This is a genomic window from Streptomyces sp. NPDC059002 (assembly GCF_042740435.1).
GTDB lineage: Bacteria > Actinomycetota > Actinomycetes > Streptomycetales > Streptomycetaceae > Streptomyces.
Window position 1 is genome coordinate 41,363 of the sequence record NZ_JBHYJI010000017.1, and the last position, 16,276, is coordinate 57,638.

Below are 16,276 nucleotides of genomic sequence, written 5' to 3' on the forward strand. Positions count from 1 at the left end.
TCATGAGGTCAGGCGGGGGAGGGGGCGGGAGCGGCCGCGGACCACGGCGCCCCGGGGACGACCAGCGGGGAGCCGGTCACGGGGTCCGGGACCACCACGCACTCCAGGCCGAAGACCTCGCGTACGAGCTCCTCGGTGACGATCTTCGAGGGGGCGCCCTCGGCGACGACCTCGCCGCTCTTCATGGCGACGAGATGGTCGGCGTAGCGCGCCGCCTGGTTCAGGTCGTGCAGGACCACCACGATCGTGCGGCCGCGGTCGTGGTTCAACTGGCGTACCAGATCGAGGACCTCGACCTGGTGGGAGATGTCCAGATAGGTCGTCGGCTCGTCCAGGAGCAGCAGCTCGGTGTCCTGGGCGAGGGCCATCGCGATCCATACGCGCTGGCGCTGGCCGCCGGACAGCTCGTCGACGGCGCGTTCGCCGAGCGCGGCCACGTCGGTGCGCTCCATCGCCTCCGTCACCGCCTTCTCGTCCGCGTCGGACCACTGCTGCCACCAGTGCTGGTGGGGCTGGCGGCCGCGCGCGACGAGGTCGGCGACGGTGATCGCCTCGGGCGCGACGGGCGTCTGGGGGAGCAGGCCGATCTGCTGGGCGATCTTCTTGGTGGGCAGTTTCGCCAGGGCCTCGCCGTCCAGCAGGACCGCGCCGCTCTTCGGCTTGAGGAGGCGGCCGAGGGCCCGCAGCGTCGTGGACTTGCCGCAGGCGTTGGGGCCGACGATCACGGTGACCTTGCCGTCGGGGATCGCGAGGTCGAGACGGTCCACGACCGTGCGGTCCTCGTAGGCGAGGGTCAGCTCGCTGGCCGAAAGACGGGCGGTCACGAGGTGCCTCCAGAGCGGACGGAGCGGCTGCGGATGATCAGCCAGATCAGATAGGGGGCGCCGACCGCCGCGGTCAGGACGCCGACCGGCAGCTCGGTGGGCGAGAACAGCCGGCGGGCGAGCAGATCGGCGAGGACCATGATCAGCGCGCCGAGCAGCGCCGAGCAGAACAGCGGGATCTGCGCGGTACGGGTCAGCCTGCGGGCGATCTGCGGGGCGAGCAGCGCGACGAAGTCGACGGGGCCCGCGGCGCCGGTCGCCACCGAGGCGAGGACGACGCCGAGCACGACGAGCCCGAGGCGCACCCGGCCGAGGCGCACACCGAGCGCGGTCGCGGTGTCGTCGTCCATGGTGACCGAGCGCTGGGCGCGGGCCGCCCAGAGGACGAACGGCAGCAGGCAGAGGAGGACAAGGCCGAGCGGTTCCGCCTCGGCCCAGCCGCGGCCGTTGAGGGAGCCGGTCATCCAGATCTGCGCCTGCTGGGCGACGAGATAGTCGCCCTTGGTCATGAAGAGCGTGGTGACCGAGCGCAGGGCGATCGCGAAGCCGATGCCGATGAGGACGAAGCGGGTGGCGTGCAGGCCGCCGCGCCACGCGAAGACGTACACGAGGGCGGCGGCGAGGACGCCGCCGAGCACCGAGAGGTAGGGCAGGGCGGTGTAGGAGGTGATCCCGAAGGTCATCGCGCCCACGGTGAGCGCGCTCGCGCCCTGGCTGATGCCGATGATGTCGGGGCTGGCGAGCGGATTGCGGGCGACGGTCTGGATGAGCCCGCCCGCGACCCCGAACGCGGCGCCGACCAGGAGGCCCACCACCATGCGCGGTTCGCGCAGGGTGCCGACGACGAGTTCGTCGGCGGACGGCTGTCCGAGGACGACCTTCAGGGCCTCGCCGGGCGACACGAAGGACTCGCCGACACAGAGGTACGCCAGGCAGCTCGCGGCGAGCAGCACGGCGAGGCCGACCGCGACGAGGGCGGCGCGGCGGTGGACGAGGAACGCGGCCCGGTGGACGCGCAGGACCGCGTATCCGGCGGGGCGTACGCGCCCCGTGGGCCGCCCTGTGGTCACGGTCGCGCTCACGCGGCCACCGCCTTCCTGCGGACGAGGGTCACCAGGAACGGCACCCCGATGAGCGCGGTCATCACGCCCGCGGGCACCTCGCTCGGCGGGAAGATCACCCGGCCCACGGTGTCGGAGACGAGCAGCATCACGGGCCCGATGAGCGCCGCCATCGGAAGCACCCAGCGGTGGTCGCTGCCGACGATCGCGCGGGCGATGTGCGGCACGGCGAGACCGATGAAGGCGATGGGGCCCGCGGCGGCGACGCCCGCGCCGGTCAGGATCGTCGCGCCGAGCCCGCCGACGATGCGTACCGCCGCGACGTTCTGTCCGAGGCCCTTCGCCATGTCCTCGCCGAGCGCCAGCGCGTCGAGGCCACGGGCGACCGCGAGGACGAGCACCAGGCCCACGAGCAGGAACGGCCAGATCTGGCCGACGATCTCGGCGTCGCGCCCGGAGAGCGAACCCACCTGCCAGAACCGGAACTCGTCGAGGGCGGACGCCTTGGTGGTGAGGACCGCGGTGGTCAGCGAGACGAGCAGCGCGTTGATCGCGGCGCCGCCGAGCGCGAGTTTCACGGGGGTCGCGCCGCCCCGGCCGCCGGCCGCGATCGCGTACACGGCGACCGACGCGAGGCCCGCGCCCACGAAGGCGTACCAGACATAGCCGGTGAGGGTGTGGACGCCCGCGAAGGCGATGGCGCACACCACGCCGACCGAGGCGCCCTGGCTGATGCCGAGGATGCCGGGGTCGGCGATGGGGTTGCGGGTGATGCCCTGCAGGACCGTGCCGGCGAGGGCGAGCGCGGCACCGACCATCAGGCCGATGACGGTGCGCGGCACCCGCATCTCACGGATCACTTCGGCGGCGTCGCTGTGCCCGCCGTTCAGGAGCGCGTCGAAGACCGCGGAGGGCGCGATCGCGCGGGCGCCGACGGCGAGGCTGAGCAGGACCGCGAGCAGCAGGGCCACGACGGCCGCGGTCATCACGACGGCGCGTCTGACGGGCACACGCATCGGCTGGGCTCGTTTCACATGAGGCGTACGGGAGTTGATCGCAGCGGCGGGCAGGGCGCCGGTAAGGCTTGGCTAAGTCTACGTGCGGCCGCCGTCGCGCCCCTCGGCACAATGGGTCCATGACCTCACGCGCGCTGACCGTCGGCTTCGACCTCGACATGACCCTGATCGACTCACGGCCCGGCATCAGGGCGGCCTACCTGGCGCTTTCCGCGGAGACGGGGACGTACATCGACGCGGACCTGGCGATCACGCGGCTCGGCCCGCCGCTGGAGGCCGAGCTGCGGAACTGGTTCCCCGAGGACAAGATCCAGGAGATGGGCGACCGTTACCGGGAGATCTACGTCACACACGCCATCGAGCCCAGCCTCGCCATGCCCGGCGCCCGCGAGGCCGTCGCCGCGGTGCGCGCGCACGGCGGCCGCGCGATCGTGGTGACCGCCAAGCACGAGCCCAACGCGAAGCTGCACCTGTCGCACCTCGGCATCGAGGCGGACGCGGTCATCGGCTGGCTGTGGGCGGAGGCGAAGGCCGAGGCGCTGCGCGAGCACGAGGCGGCCGTGTACGTCGGTGACCACACCGGTGATGTACGCGGCGCGCGTACGGCGGGCGCGCTCTCCGTCGCGGTGGCGACCGGACCGTGTGACGCAGCGGAACTGCGCGCGGCGGGCGCCGACGTGGTCCTCGCCGGTCTTACGGAATTCCCCGCCTGGCTCGACGGCCACCTGGGGCGCGGCGCAGGCAACCGACCGCAGGACAGGCCCTAGGTGGCGCTCGACCTGGCCTGACGCCGCTGCACGGCAATGCCCCGGAGCACGCCCGCCAGGGCGATGAGGAACCCGACACCCATCAGCATGCACACCGCGTACGCGAGGGAAGGGAACGGGTCGGTGCCCAGGAACAGCGGGGCCACGGTGACCAGTGTGGCCACCGCTCCGACGAAGAAGACGATCGCTCCGGTCCGGACCAGTCCGTCGCCGGGTCCGGCGGAATTCGCTTGGGTTTTGTCGCGCACCCCACCAGGGTAGTTCCCAGCGCGTAGGAAGAATCCGGGGACGTCTTGTCACCGGCCCCCGGACCAATAGTCTTGGTCCTGGCGGGTCGGGCGACCCGCTGTAGTGCTATCCAGAGCCGTTTTCGCCCTGTCATTCCGGATGGGCGGACCGGCATAGACGAGTACGACGAGTACGAGGACGAGGACTTCACGTGCCTACCGGCAAGGTCAAGTGGTTCAACAGTGAGAAGGGCTTCGGCTTTCTCTCCCGCGACGACGGCGGCGACGTCTTCGTGCACTCCTCCGTACTGCCCGCCGGCGTCGACACACTCAAGCCAGGCCAGCGCGTGGAATTCGGTGTCGTCGCCGGGCAGCGCGGCGACCAGGCGCTCTCCGTCACGATCCTCGACCCGACCCCCTCGGTGGCGGCCGCGCAGCGCCGCAAGCCGGACGAACTGGCCTCGATCGTCCAGGACTTGACGACGCTCCTCGAGAACATCACGCCGATGCTGGAGAAGGGCCGCTACCCCGACAAGGCGTCCGGCGCGAAGATCGCGGGCCTGTTGCGGGCGGTCGCGGATCAGCTGGACGTCTGAGGCACGGGGCTCCGCCCAGGACCCCGGTCCTCACACGCCGGACGGGCTGAGATTCCTCATGGGAACGCCAGCGCGTCCGGCGCCAGGGCGGGCACGAGCCCTTCGGCCGCCGCCCGCGTCAGGAGCCCACGCACCGCCGCGTAGCCGTCTTCGCCCAAGTCCGCCGTGAACTCGTTCACGTACAGGCCGATGTGCTGGTCCGCGACCGAGGGGTCCATCTCCTGGGCGTGCTCCAGGACGTACGGACGCGAGGCCTCCGGGTCGTCCCAGGCCATGCGGACCGAGGCGCGGGCGGCGTCCGCGAGGGAGCGCAGCAGGTCCTCGCCGAGCGACCGCTTCGCGATGATCGCGCCGAGCGGGATCGGCAGGCCCGTCGTCGCCTCCCAGTGCTCACCCATGTCGGCAAGGCAGTTGAGGCCGTAGTTCTGGTACGTGAAGCGGGCCTCGTGGATCACCAGGCCCGCGTCGACCTTGCCGTCCCGCACCGCGGGCATGATCTGGTCGAAGGGCAGCACCACGATCTCGCCGACGCCGTCGCCGGGGAGCGTGTCCGCGGCCCAGAGCCGGAACAGCAGATACGCCGTCGACTTCTCGCTCGGCACCGCGACCGTCTTGCCCGTCAGTCCCCCAAGCTCTCGGCTTCGCTCGAGCAGGGAGGTGCCCCCTCCCCCGGGCTCCCGGGTCAGCACGAGCGGCCCGCAGCCACGGCCGAGCGCGCCGCCGCAGGGCAGCAGCGCGTACTCGTCGAGCACGTACGGGAGTACGGCGTACGACACCTTCAGGACGTCCAGGTCGGACGCGGTGGGACCGCGCTCGGCGATGCCGTTGGTGATGTCGATGTCGGCGAAGGTGACATCGAGTTCGGGGGCGCCGGGCACCCGGCCGTGCGCCCAGGCGTCGAAGACGAACGTGTCGTTCGGGCAGGGCGAGTACGCGATCCGCAGTGGCTCAGTCATGGTCGTTCCAACCCTCCAGTACCGGCGTGAGCTTCCCGAAAGCCTCGGTCAATGCCGCGAGCGCGGCACCGATCCGCCAGGCGTCACGGTCCCGCGGCCCGACCGCGTTGGAGATCGCACGGACCTCAAGCACGGGCAGGCCGTGCAGGGCGGCGGCCTCGGCGACACCGAAGCCCTCCATCGCCTCGGCCAGGGCGCGCGGATGCCGAAGACGCAGCGCGGCGGCGCGCTCGGCGGAGCCGGTCACGGTGGAGACGGTCAGCACGGTGCCGGTCGCGGCACCCGTGGCGGCGGCCACGTCCCGTACGAGGGAAGGCGGCGGACCATGGGTGACGGTGCCGAACCCGAGCTCGGTCACCGGGGCGAAACCCTCGGGGGTCTCGGCGCCCAGATCGGCCACGGTGATCTCGTCGGCGACGACGAGCGAACCGACGGGCACGTCGGGCGGAAAGCCGCCGCCGATCCCGGCGGAGACGACGAGCGCGTAGGGCCTGCCGGTGGCGGCGGCACGGGCGAGTGCGGTCGCCGTGCCCGCCGCGGCGGACACCGGGCCCACCCCGACGGCCAGCACATCGACGCCGGGGCCCGCGGGCAGCGCCCGCGCCACCGCGTCCCGCTCGGCGGGTACCGCGGTGGCGACGAGGACGCGCGGGGCGCCCTCGCGGGACGCGTCGTACGAGGTCAGGAGTCGGTGTCCTTCTCGAACTTGAACGACCACAGACCCGTGGCCTTCTGCTCGGAACCCTTGCCGCCCTCAAGGAGGCTGACGGTCGCCTTGTTGCCGCCACCGCCGTACTGCTGGTTGAAGAAGACGCTGCCCGGGATCACGACGTACGTCTTCTTGCTCGCCTCGGTCAGCGGCTGACCGTTCATCAGCAGCGTCCAGCCCTTCTCGGCGATCTCCGGGTCGACGCCGAAGCGGACCTTCTCGTCGGGATCGACCTTGATGGACTTCACGTCCTTGTCCTGCAGGCAGGACTTCAGCTGGGAGGGCTTCAGCTCCTTGCCGTCGTTGTAGCAGGAGGCTTCCGTGTTCACCGAGTTGCTGCCGACCGTCACGGTGGCCAGCGGCGTCGGCTTGTCACAGGCCGAGAGGACGAGGAGTCCGGCGGAGACGGCGCCAAGGGCGGCCACGGTGCGGCGGCGGCGCGCCGCGCTGTTCTTCGCGGCTCCGCCGCGGAGCAGGGAGGTCATGGGCGAAGGCTATCGGGCGCGTTGTGGGGTCCTGCTACGTGGGGGTCACGGGCGCGGCGCTCCCCGACCACCCGGCGCCCCCGCGCTCACACCACCCGGGCCCGCCGGGCGCCACCGTGCCGGGCCGTCGCCAGAAGCCCCCGTACGGTCGAAAGCCAGCCGACCGCGACGATGCCCGCCGCCACCGACAGACCGAGCGCCCCGTTCAACGGCAGCGCGATGCCGACGGCGCCACCCACCACCCAGGCCACCTGCAACAGCGTCTCGGAACGGGCGAAGGCGGACGTGCGGACCTCTTCGGGCACGTCCCGCTGGATCAGCGCGTCCAGGGACAGCTTCGACAGGGCCTGCGCGAACCCCGCACAGGCACCCAGACAGGCCACCCCCACCGCGCCGAAGAACAGCGCGGACGTGACCGCCACCCCCAGGACCACCGCCACCACCGTCACGATGATGACCTCGGGCGCCCGCGACTTCAGCCAGGCGCCGACCGCCGTGCCCAGCGCGTTGCCCGCCCCCGCGGCGACCCCGACGATGCCCAGCGAGACCGCGGCGCTCTGCCCGGCCAGCGGATGCTCGCGCAGCAGGAACGCCAGGAAGAAGATGAGGAAGCCGGACAGACAGCGCAGCGCGGCATTGGCGCCGAGGGCGTGCGTGACGGCGGGCCCGACCGTCCGCAGCCCGAGCCGCCGCTTGCGGGACGTGTCCCCGGCGGCCTCGGCACGCGCGTGCAGATGCAGATGCTCCTCGTCCGCGGCGAGCAGCGCCTTCGCCTCGCCCTTCGCCGAATCGACCTTCGGCGGCAGCGAGAACGACAGGAACATTCCGGAGACAAAGATCACGAAAGCGCCGTAGAGCGGCCAACGCGGACCGACGGCCTGCAGCCCCGCACCCACCGGCGCGGCCACGGCGGTCGCGAGCAGACCGCCGAGCGTCACCCTGGAATTGGCCTTGACCAGCGAGAACCGAGGCGGCAGAAGGCGCGGCACCACCGCGCTCCGCACCACCCCGTACGCCTTGGAGGCCACCAGCACGCCCAGCGCGGCCGGATAGAGCTCGACGCTCCCCGTGACCACGGCACCCGACAGGACCAGCGCCAGCAGCGCCCGGGCCAGCATCGCGCCGGCCATCGCCGCACGGCGGCCATGCGGAAGCCGGTCAAGGAGCGGGCCGATGACCGGCGCGAGAAGCGTGAACGGGGCCATCGTGATGGCGAGATAGAGCGCGACACGGCCACGGGCCTCGTCCGTGGGCACCGAGAAGAACACCGTGGAGGCAAGGGCGACGGTGATCATGACATCGCCCGCGCCGTTCACCGCATGCAGCTCGATGAGTTTCCCGAGCCCCGACTCGCCCGCCCCATGCGCGTGCGTCGCCTTGCGGATGCCGCGGGCCGTCCCCGTGAAAGGGAGATGAAGGGCGCGGCCCAGCGCACGGGCGGTCCGTCGCGCCGGGCCCGGCGCGACGACTCCTACGGACGACGACCTGGTGGGGGCCACTCCGTCATAGTGCCCCTTCGGGGGTGGTCCTAGTGCGGATACGTGGCCGGGGGCCTTGACGGGTGTTGCGTGGCCCCGCCCCGGAGCACGGGGAAGAACCCGGTGCCGGGGGTGTGCGGAGGGGGTTTCGTGGGGAACGGGAGACGTCGCGGCGGGCCGGTGCCGGGGCACGGAGTGCAGGATCGGGGCGCGGGCGCGTACGTCGGTGTAGGCCCAGGGGCCAGGAGAAGGTAGCGTGCGTAGCGCGCCTGCGGCGGTTGTTCTTGGCCGCGCGCCTCTCGGTCATCCCGCAGAATGGGTGACGTAGGTGCGCCCGAGAACGTCGGGCGCGGACGTTGACGCGGCCCCCTGGTCCGCTCCGTCCGTACCCCCGCGTAAGGGTGGCGCACTCGTGAGACGGCGTAGGAGAGAAGCGATACCTGTGAGCGCAGCGACAACGCGAAGCCGTACCCAGCGCACCCCGCGTACCCCCGACCGCCTGTGCGCCGAGGCGGTCGGCCTGGCGCGCGCCGCGGCCGAGGAGGCCGCCGCACCCGGCGTGGTCGGTGAGCACGTCGAGGTCGTCGTGGAGGGCGACCGGGTCGTCACACACCTCTTCGAATGCAAGGAATTCGGCTACCGAGGCTGGCGCTGGGCCGTGACCGTCGCCCGGGCCTCCCGGGCCAAGGTCGTCACCCTCGACGAGACCGTGCTCCTGCCCGGCCCCGACGCGCTCCTCGCCCCCGAGTGGGTGCCCTGGAGCGAGCGCCTCCGCCCCGGCGACATGGGCCCGGGCGACCTGCTGCCGACGGACGCCGAAGACCTGCGCCTCGAGCCCGGCTTCACCGGCGAGGAGGAGCCCCCGCCGAACTCCGCCGTCTCCGAGGAGATGGCCGAACTCGTCGAGGCCGAGGACGCCGAAGTCACCGCGGGGCCGCCCGCCGAACTGCCGTTGGCGCCCGCGCGCGGCTCCATCGCGGCCGTCGCCGACGAACTCGGCATGCGCCGGGCCCGCGTCCTCTCCCGGTACGGGCTGCACATCGCAGCCGACCGCTGGGAAGAGACCTACGGCGCGAAGACCCCGATGGCCCAGGCCGCCCCCGCGGGATGCGTGAGCTGCGGATTCCTCGTCGCGATCGGCGGCTCCCTCGGCCAGGCGTTCGGCGTCTGCGCCAACGAGTTCGGGCCCGCGGACGGACGCGTCGTCTCCCTCTCCTACGGCTGCGGCGGCCACTCCGAAGCCGCCGTCATGCCCAAACCCCCGCGCCCCGCCCCGCCCGTCCTCGACGAGACCCGGGTCGACGTACTCCCCCTGCGCCCCGCGGCGGACTCCGGGTCGGTCAGCGCGGAGGGGCCGAGCGAGGAACTCGGCCACTCCTAGTTCCGGCGGCGGTTGAGCCATGAATCCCCGCGGGCCGCGCGGGGGCGGGGCGGGGGCCATGGGGCTCTCGGCGGCGGGTTGCCCCTCGGTACATCGCCCCCCTGCGCGTAGCCCTGGCGGGGTGCCTCTCGGCGCATCGTCCCCCTGCGCGTAACCCGGCCCTCCGTCGCCGCTTCGCGGCGTTCTCCCCACCCACCCGCCCAAACATCCGCCACCGTGCGGCGGCAGGTGCGTGGGTGGGCATCCCGCCGCGGTGCGGAGCAACGGGCGGGCGGGTGGGACGGTCCCGCCGCGGAGCGGCGAAGCGCGCCAGCTGTGCGGTGCGGAGCGTTGGGTGGGCGGGTGGGAAAGCCGTCGCGGAGCGGCGGAGTGCGTTTGCCTGGCGGTGCGGAGTGTTGGGTGGGTGGGTGGGGAGGCCGTCGCGGAGCGGCGGAGTGCGTTTGCCTGGTGGTGCGGAGTGTTGAGCGGGTGGGTGGGAAAGCCGCCGCGGAGCGGTGGAGTGCCTCGTCTGGCGCCGCGGAGCATCGGGTGGGCGGGAAGACCGCGGCGGAGAACGTTCGCCGCGCGGTGCCGAGCAGCAGATGGTGGCCGTTCCGACGAGGGAGACGTCCCGCGGGCCAAGGCCCGAGGACGCGGTACCGTTCGCCCGCAAGGCAACCGCCAAGCAAGCCGCAAGGCAACCGCCAAGCAAACCGCAAGGCAACCGCAGCGCCCCGCAGAGGAGAGACGACCGTGAGCAAGACCGTGCGGCCGGCGGCCGAGGGCATCGACCCGTTCGGCACGGCCCGCCTCCGCCGCGGAGTCCTCGACGCCTGGGCGGCGGCCCCGGCCCGTTTCCGTGAGGACGCGAACGCGGAGGAGGATCTCGCCCTGGGCGGCTACCGCGACCGTCTGGTCGTGGAGCTGGCGCAGAACTCGTCGGACGCGGCGGCCCGCGCGGGCGTGCCGGGCCGGCTGTCCCTGACGTTGCGCGACGGCGTGCTCGCCGCCGCCAACAGCGGCGCCCCGCTGGACGCGACGGGCGTGGAGTCGCTGTCGACGTTGCGCGCGTCCGCGAAGCGGGAGACGCACGAGGGGAGCGTGGGCCGTTTCGGCGTGGGGTTCGCCGCGGTGCTCGCGGTGAGCGACGAGCCCGCTGTCGTGGGCCGTACGGGCGGTGTCCGCTGGTCGCTGTCGGAGGCGCGCGAACTGGCCGCGGAGACGGCCAGGTTCAGCCCGGGCCTGGGGGATGAGATCCGCCGCAGGGACGGTCATGTCCCGCTGCTGCGGCTGCCGATGGCCGCGGAGGGCACGGCGCCGGACGGGTACGACACCGTCGTCATCCTGCCGTTGCGCGACGCGGCGGCGGAGGATCTGGTGGCCCGACTGCTCGACGGGGTGGACGACGCCCTGCTGTTGGCGCTTCCCGGTCTCGCGGAGGTCCGTATCGAGGCGGCGGACGGCACGGTCCGTACGCTGCGGCGCCGCGCCGAGGCCCCGTACACGGTGGTCGACGACAGCCGTGACGGTACGACGCGCTGGCGCACCGTCAGCCGTCAGGGCCCGCTCGACGCGGCCTTGTTGAGGGACAGGCCGGTCGAGGAGCGGCTGCGCCCGCACTGGTCGGTCACCTGGGCCGTGCCTGCCGGGCCGGACGGTGCCCCGGAGCGGCCGCGGTCCACGCCCGTGGTGCACGCACCGACGCCGAGCGACGAGCCGCTGGGCGTACCGGCGTTGCTGATCGCGTCGTTCCCGCTGGACACGGCCAGGCGGCATGCCGCGCCTGGGCCGTTGACCGATTTCCTCGTGGAGCGGGCCGCGGAGGCGTATGTCGAACTCCTCGCCGAGTGGCGGCCGGTGGCGGAGGGGATCATCTCTCTGGTGCCGGGGCCGCTGGGCAGGAGTGAGCTGGACGGCGCGCTGCGGCAGGGCATCCTGGAGCGGCTGCCGCGTACCGCGTTCCTGCCGCCCGCGCTGCCCCGCGCCGAGGGGGACGAGGACGAGCTGCCCGAGGCGCTGCGGCCGCGTGACGCGGAGGTCGTGGAGGGCGCGGGCGCCGATACCGTACGGGTGCTCGCGGAGGTCCTGCCGAGCCTGCTGCCCGCGGGTCTCGAACGCCGTGCCGAGCTGCGTACGTTGGGTGTGGCGCGGGTTCCGCTGACCGAGGCGGTGGACCGGCTCGCGGGTCTGGAGCGGGACGCGGCCTGGTGGCGGCGGCTGTACGACACGCTCGCCGGTGTCGACCCGGACCGGCTTTCGGGCCTTCCGGTGCCGCTGGCCGACGGGCGTACGACGATCGGGCCCCGGCAGGTGCTGCTGCCCGCGCCCGGCGACGACCGTGATCCCGCGTCCCTCGCCCGGCTGGGTCTGAAGGTCGCCCATCCGGAGGCCGCCCACCCGCTCCTGGAGAAGCTGGGTGCGCTCCCGGCCACGCCTCGTGCCGTCCTGACGACGCCGCAGGTGCGTGCCGCGGTGGCCGCTTCCCTCGATGACGACACGTGGGACGAGGAGGCGCTGGACGCCGAGGAGTTGGCGGACGTCGTGCTCGCTCTGGTGCGGGACGCGAATCTCGCGCCGGGCGACGAGCCGTGGCTGGCCGCGCTCGCGCTGCCGGACGAGGACGGTGAGCTCGCGCCCGCGGGTGAGCTCGTGCTGCCGGGGAGCGCGTTCGCCGAGGTCATGCGGGAGGACGAACTGGCGCTCGCGGACCAGGAGTTGGCCGACCGCTGGGGCGAGCAGCCGCTGGCCGCCTGCGGGGTGCTCGCCACGTTCGCGCTGGTGCGTGCCACCGATGTCGTACTCGATCCGGATGAACTGGAGCCGCGCGAGGGCGACTTCGCCGAGCCCGACGACGCGGGTCTGCTGGATGCGGTGGACGTGTGGTGCGAGGACGTCCTCGACCGGCTGCCGGACACGCCGGTGCCGCCGGTCGCCACCGAGATCGTGGCCGTACGGGATCTGGATCTGGTCGACGACGACTGCTGGCCGCAGGCGCTCGCGATGCTGTCGCGCCCGCCGCTGCGGGACGCGCTGACGCAGCCGCTGCGGGTGCTGTTGCCCGACGGCACGACGGAGTCCGTCCGTTCGTACACGGCGTGGTGGCTGCGCGGCCATCGCGTCCTCGGCGGGCGTCGTCCGGCGGGGCTGCGCGCGGCGGGCGGCGATCCGCTTCTGGTGGGTCTGTACGACGCGGCGGACGCCTCGGGCTTCGGCGACGAGCAGGTGCTGCGGGCGCTGGGTGTGCGCACGTCGGTCGAGGCGCTGCTCGCGGAGCCGGGTGGCGCGGCCGAGCTGCTCGATCGGCTCGCGGATCCGGAGAGGACCGTTTCGCCCGCCCAACTGCATGCTTTGTACGGGGCGTTGGCGGATCTCGACCCGGAGCAGGTGACGCTTCCCGACGAGTTGCGTGCGGTGCTCGACGGCGAGGTCGTGGTGGTCGACGCGGCGGACGCGGTGGTCGCCGACGCGCCGGATCTGCTGCCGCTCGCCGAGGGCGTGGCGCTGCTTCCCGTGCGGCCGCGCAAGGCCGGGGATCTCGCGGAGCTGTTCCAGGTGCGCAGGCTGAGCGAGACGGCGGCCGTGGATCCCGCGGGTCACGGTGTCGAGCACGCCGTTCCGGAGTCGGTGCGGATCCTGTTGGGTGCGGCGACCCCGGAGACGTACATCGAGCACGACGAGCTGATCGCGGGCGGCGTGGAGCTGGACTGGCGCCGCACCCCGGACGGCACCGTGCACGCGGCGACGCTGGAGGGCGTCGCGGCGGGTCTCGCGTGGGCGGCGGGCCAGTGGCCGCGCCGTTTCGAGGTGGCGGCGCTGCTGGAGGATCCTTCGCGGACGGAGGAGCTGGCGCGGGACCGCTGGTTCGACTGAGGCCGGTGGACGGCTGCGCCGAGCTCCTGCCCGTAGACCAGCGACTTCATCGACGTCCGCTAGGCCCCCGCCGCTAGGCAGGGAAGCGGCGGTCCACCCAGCGGTAGATGAATTCGATGGCCGCGGCGGCCACCGCCGCGATGCCGACCGCCGCCCACGGCATCGTCGTGCCCACCAGCTTCAGCTGGAAGAAGTCCTGGAGCCAGGGCACGGTCAGGACGAGCAGGAAGCCGAGGCCCATCGCGCCGATCAGGCAGATCCGCCACCACGTGTAGGGGCGGGCGATGATGGCGAGCACCCACATGGCGATCAGGAACAGCGCCAGGGTCGCCGCGCTGGTCTCGGCTTCCCGCGCGCCCGCGCCCTCGTAGTGGTGCCGGGCCAGCAGGTAGGTCGCGAAGGTGGCGACGCCCGCGACGACGCCGCCCGGGATCGCGTACCGCATGACCCTTCGTACGAAGTGCGGCTTCGCCCGCTCCTTGTTGGGGGCCAGGGCGAGGAAGAAGGCGGGGACGCCGATGGTGAGGGTGGAGAGCAGTGTCAGGTGCCTCGGCAGGAAGAGGTACTCGACCTGCGAGCAGACCACGAGCAGTGCGATGACGACCGAGTAGACGGTCTTCACCAGGAACAGCGTGGCGACGCGCGTGATGTTGCCGATGACGCGGCGGCCCTCCGCGACGACCGAGGGCAGTGTCGCGAAGCTGTTGTTGAGGAGCACGATCTGGGCGACGGCCCGGGTCGCCTCCGAGCCCGAGCCCATGGAGACGCCGATGTCGGCGTCCTTGAGGGCGAGCACGTCGTTCACGCCGTCGCCCGTCATCGCGACCGTGTGGCCGTGCGACTGGAGGGCGCCCACCATGTCGCGCTTCTGCTGGGGGGTGACCCGGCCGAAGACGGTGTTGTCGTCGAGGCTCTGGGCCAGCTCCTCCTTGTCGGTGGGCAGCCTGCGCGCGTCGACGGTGTTCTCCGCGCCGGGCAGGCCGAGCTTGCCCGCGACCGCGCCGACCGAGACCGCGTTGTCGCCGGAGATGACCTTGGCGGCGACGTCCTGCTCCTCGAAGTAGCGCAGGGTGTCGGCGGCGTCGGGCCGCAGCCGCTGTTCCAGGACGACCAGCGCGGTGGCCCGTGCCCCCGCGGCCACCTCGGGGTCGTCGAGGTCACCGGCCGCGCGGGCGAGAAGCAGCACGCGCAGGCCCTGCTGGTTGAGCCCCTCGATCTCGGCGAGGGAGGGGTCGCCTTCGGGGAGCAGTACGTCGGGGGCGCCGAGCAGCCACGTCGAGTCGGTGCCGTCGCCCTCGCTGAAGGAGGCGCCGCTGTACTTGCGGGCCGAGGAGAAGGGCAGGGACTCCGTGCAGCGCCAGTCCTCGCTGTCGGGGTAGGCGTCGATGATGGCCTGGAGGGACGCGTTCGGCCGAGGGTCGGATTCGCCGAGGGCGCCGAGGACCGTGCGTACGTACGTCTCGTCACTGCCGTTCAGCGGACGCAGCTCGGTGACGTCCATGCCGCCCTCGGTGAGGGTGCCGGTCTTGTCGAGGCAGACCGTGTCGATGCGGGCCAGGCCCTCGATCGCCGGGAGTTCCTGCACCAGGCACTGCTTGCGGCCGAGCCGGATCACGCCGATCGCGAAGGCCACGGAGGTGAGGAGCACGAGCCCCTCGGGGATCATCGGGACGATCCCGCCCACCGTGTACGCGATGGACTCCTTGAAGTTGTCGTCCTTGACGACGAGCTGGGAGACGACCAGGCCGATCGAGGTCGGGATCATCAGCCAGGTGACGTACTTGAGGATCGTGGAGATGCCGGTGCGCAGCTCGGAGTGGACGAGCGTGAAGCGGGACGCCTCCTCGGCGAGCTGTGCGGCGTACGCCTCGCGGCCGACCTTGGTGGCGGTGAACGCGCCGCCGCCCGCGACCACGAAGGACCCCGACATCATCTTGTCGCCGGGCTTCTTGATGACCGGGTCGGCCTCACCGGTCAGGAGCGACTCGTCGACCTCCAGGCTGTCGGTCTCGACGGCCTCGCCGTCGACCACGATCTTGTCGCCGGGCCCGAGTTCGATGACGTCCCCGAGCACGATCTCGGACGTGGAGATCTCGCAGGCGCGGCCGTCGCGGCGCACGGTCGGCTTGGCCTCGCCGATGACGGCGAGGGAGTCCAGGGTCTTCTTGGCGCGCCACTCCTGGATGATGCCGATGCCGGTGTTGGCGATGATCACGTAGCCGAAGAGGCTGTCCTGGATCGGCGCCACGAAGAGCATGATCACCCAGAGCACGCCGATGATGGCGTTGAAGCGGGTGAAGACGTTGGCCCTGACGATCTCGCCCAGCGAGCGGCTGCTGCGGATCGGGACGTCGTTGACCTCGCCGCGGGCGACCCGCTCGGCGACCTCGGCGGTGGTCAGTCCCGTGGCCCGCCCGCCGGGGGGCGGCACCGGGTGGACCGGGTCGAGTTCGGCGCCCGCGTCGATATGCGTCATGCCTCGACGGTAAAGGGGGTCAGGGGGCTTCACCCCTTGAGTGCCGAAAAGATCCGACTTCGGGAGGACGGGTCCAATCCTGTGGTCGTACGTGCCGCAGGGCCCCCGGGACCTTCCTACTGCGGCTCAGGGACCTTCGACCCCTTGCTCTCGGCGTCCCGCTTGATCGCCGCGTCCCGCAGCCGCACGTACCAGATGCCGATGAGGCCGAGGCCGCCGCCGGCCAGGCAGGTCCACACCCACCAGGTCGCGTCGCGGTCGTCGAACCAGCCGTAGAACGGGAGCTGGGCCAGGAAGAGGACGAACCAGATGATCGTGCCGCCCGTGATGGTGGCGACCACGGGCCCCTCCAGGGGCTCCGGCGCCTCGTGCGTTGGGGTCCACTTCGCCATGCGTACAGCTTATGCCCGGCCCCCGGGCCTCGGCCGAGGAGGCTCCGAACCCTTGGGGC

14 protein-coding genes are annotated in these 16,276 nt (G+C 72.6%); 4 read left to right on the top strand and 10 right to left on the bottom strand.

Features of this window, described 5'->3' with window-relative positions:
• Window positions 1-8 precede the first annotated feature (8 nt).
• The 3 genes from ACFWZ2_RS17720 to ACFWZ2_RS17730 are packed head-to-tail and all read right to left on the bottom strand — an operon-like array spanning window position 9 to window position 2,901.
• Window positions 9-824: an ABC transporter ATP-binding protein gene (locus ACFWZ2_RS17720; RefSeq protein ID WP_384546560.1), complete on the bottom strand. Its 816-nt coding sequence runs from the start codon at window positions 822-824 to the stop codon at window positions 9-11.
• On the bottom strand, window positions 821-1,906 hold the full coding sequence (locus ACFWZ2_RS17725) for a FecCD family ABC transporter permease (RefSeq protein ID WP_384546562.1): 1,086 nt from the start codon (window positions 1,904-1,906) through the stop codon (window positions 821-823). The genes ACFWZ2_RS17720 and ACFWZ2_RS17725 overlap by 4 nt, the downstream gene beginning before the upstream one ends.
• The gene (locus tag ACFWZ2_RS17730) at window positions 1,903-2,901 is read right to left on the bottom strand and encodes a FecCD family ABC transporter permease (RefSeq protein WP_384546564.1); all 999 of its coding nucleotides are present in this window, start codon (window positions 2,899-2,901) and stop codon (window positions 1,903-1,905) included. The genes ACFWZ2_RS17725 and ACFWZ2_RS17730 overlap by 4 nt, the downstream gene beginning before the upstream one ends.
• 119 nt (window positions 2,902-3,020) lie before the next feature.
• Here ACFWZ2_RS17730 and ACFWZ2_RS17735 point away from each other — a divergent pair, with 119 nt between their 5' ends.
• On the top strand, window positions 3,021-3,668 hold the full coding sequence (locus tag ACFWZ2_RS17735) for an HAD family hydrolase (RefSeq protein ID WP_384546566.1): 648 nt from the start codon (window positions 3,021-3,023) through the stop codon (window positions 3,666-3,668).
• Here the strand turns inward: ACFWZ2_RS17735 and ACFWZ2_RS17740 are convergent.
• Window positions 3,665-3,916, bottom strand: a complete 252-nt coding sequence (locus ACFWZ2_RS17740; RefSeq protein ID WP_384546568.1) for a hypothetical protein — start codon at window positions 3,914-3,916, stop codon at window positions 3,665-3,667. The genes ACFWZ2_RS17735 and ACFWZ2_RS17740 overlap by 4 nt on opposite strands.
• A 191-nt stretch (window positions 3,917-4,107) precedes the next feature.
• Between ACFWZ2_RS17740 and ACFWZ2_RS17745 the strand changes: the two genes are divergently transcribed.
• Window positions 4,108-4,491, top strand: a complete 384-nt coding sequence (locus ACFWZ2_RS17745) for a cold-shock protein (protein WP_055701393.1) — start codon at window positions 4,108-4,110, stop codon at window positions 4,489-4,491.
• Between the two features lie 56 nt (window positions 4,492-4,547).
• Here ACFWZ2_RS17745 and ACFWZ2_RS17750 read toward each other — a convergent pair whose 3' ends face one another.
• The 4 genes from ACFWZ2_RS17750 to ACFWZ2_RS17765 all read right to left on the bottom strand — a co-directional run bounded on the left by ACFWZ2_RS17750 (window position 4,548) and on the right by ACFWZ2_RS17765 (window position 8,140).
• Window positions 4,548-5,447: a 1,4-dihydroxy-6-naphthoate synthase gene (locus ACFWZ2_RS17750; protein ID WP_384546571.1), complete on the bottom strand. Its 900-nt coding sequence runs from the start codon at window positions 5,445-5,447 to the stop codon at window positions 4,548-4,550.
• Window positions 5,440-6,132 (bottom strand): futalosine hydrolase, encoded by a 693-nt coding sequence (locus tag ACFWZ2_RS17755; protein WP_384546761.1) that lies wholly within the window; start codon window positions 6,130-6,132, stop codon window positions 5,440-5,442. Before ACFWZ2_RS17755 ends, ACFWZ2_RS17750 begins: the two co-directional genes overlap by 8 nt.
• Window positions 6,129-6,641 (bottom strand): DUF2771 domain-containing protein, encoded by a 513-nt coding sequence (locus ACFWZ2_RS17760; RefSeq protein WP_384546573.1) that lies wholly within the window; start codon window positions 6,639-6,641, stop codon window positions 6,129-6,131. Before ACFWZ2_RS17760 ends, ACFWZ2_RS17755 begins: the two co-directional genes overlap by 4 nt.
• Window positions 6,642-6,727: 86 nt before the next feature.
• Window positions 6,728-8,140 (bottom strand): MFS transporter, encoded by a 1,413-nt coding sequence (locus tag ACFWZ2_RS17765; RefSeq protein ID WP_384546575.1) that lies wholly within the window; start codon window positions 8,138-8,140, stop codon window positions 6,728-6,730.
• Between the two features lie 421 nt (window positions 8,141-8,561).
• On the opposite strand from ACFWZ2_RS17765, the gene ACFWZ2_RS17770 reads away from it, so the two are divergent.
• Together ACFWZ2_RS17770 and ACFWZ2_RS17775 are read left to right on the top strand one after the other, a co-directional pair.
• Window positions 8,562-9,500, top strand: a complete 939-nt coding sequence (locus ACFWZ2_RS17770; RefSeq protein ID WP_384546577.1) for a DUF3027 domain-containing protein — start codon at window positions 8,562-8,564, stop codon at window positions 9,498-9,500.
• Between the two features lie 732 nt (window positions 9,501-10,232).
• Window positions 10,233-13,349, top strand: coding sequence for a sacsin N-terminal ATP-binding-like domain-containing protein (locus ACFWZ2_RS17775; RefSeq protein WP_384546579.1), 3,117 nt, complete (start codon window positions 10,233-10,235; stop codon window positions 13,347-13,349).
• 73 nt (window positions 13,350-13,422) lie between these two features.
• On the opposite strand, the gene ACFWZ2_RS17780 is transcribed toward ACFWZ2_RS17775, so the two are convergent.
• Both ACFWZ2_RS17780 and ACFWZ2_RS17785 read right to left on the bottom strand, forming a co-directional pair.
• Window positions 13,423-15,825 carry an HAD-IC family P-type ATPase gene (locus ACFWZ2_RS17780; protein WP_384546581.1) on the bottom strand — a complete coding sequence of 801 codons (2,403 nt, stop codon included), beginning with the start codon at window positions 15,823-15,825 and terminating at the stop codon, window positions 13,423-13,425.
• Window positions 15,826-15,941: 116 nt separating this feature from the next.
• Complete coding sequence (locus ACFWZ2_RS17785) at window positions 15,942-16,217, bottom strand: DUF2530 domain-containing protein (protein ID WP_384546583.1); 276 nt, start codon at window positions 16,215-16,217, stop codon at window positions 15,942-15,944.
• Window positions 16,218-16,276: the final 59 nt, after the last annotated feature.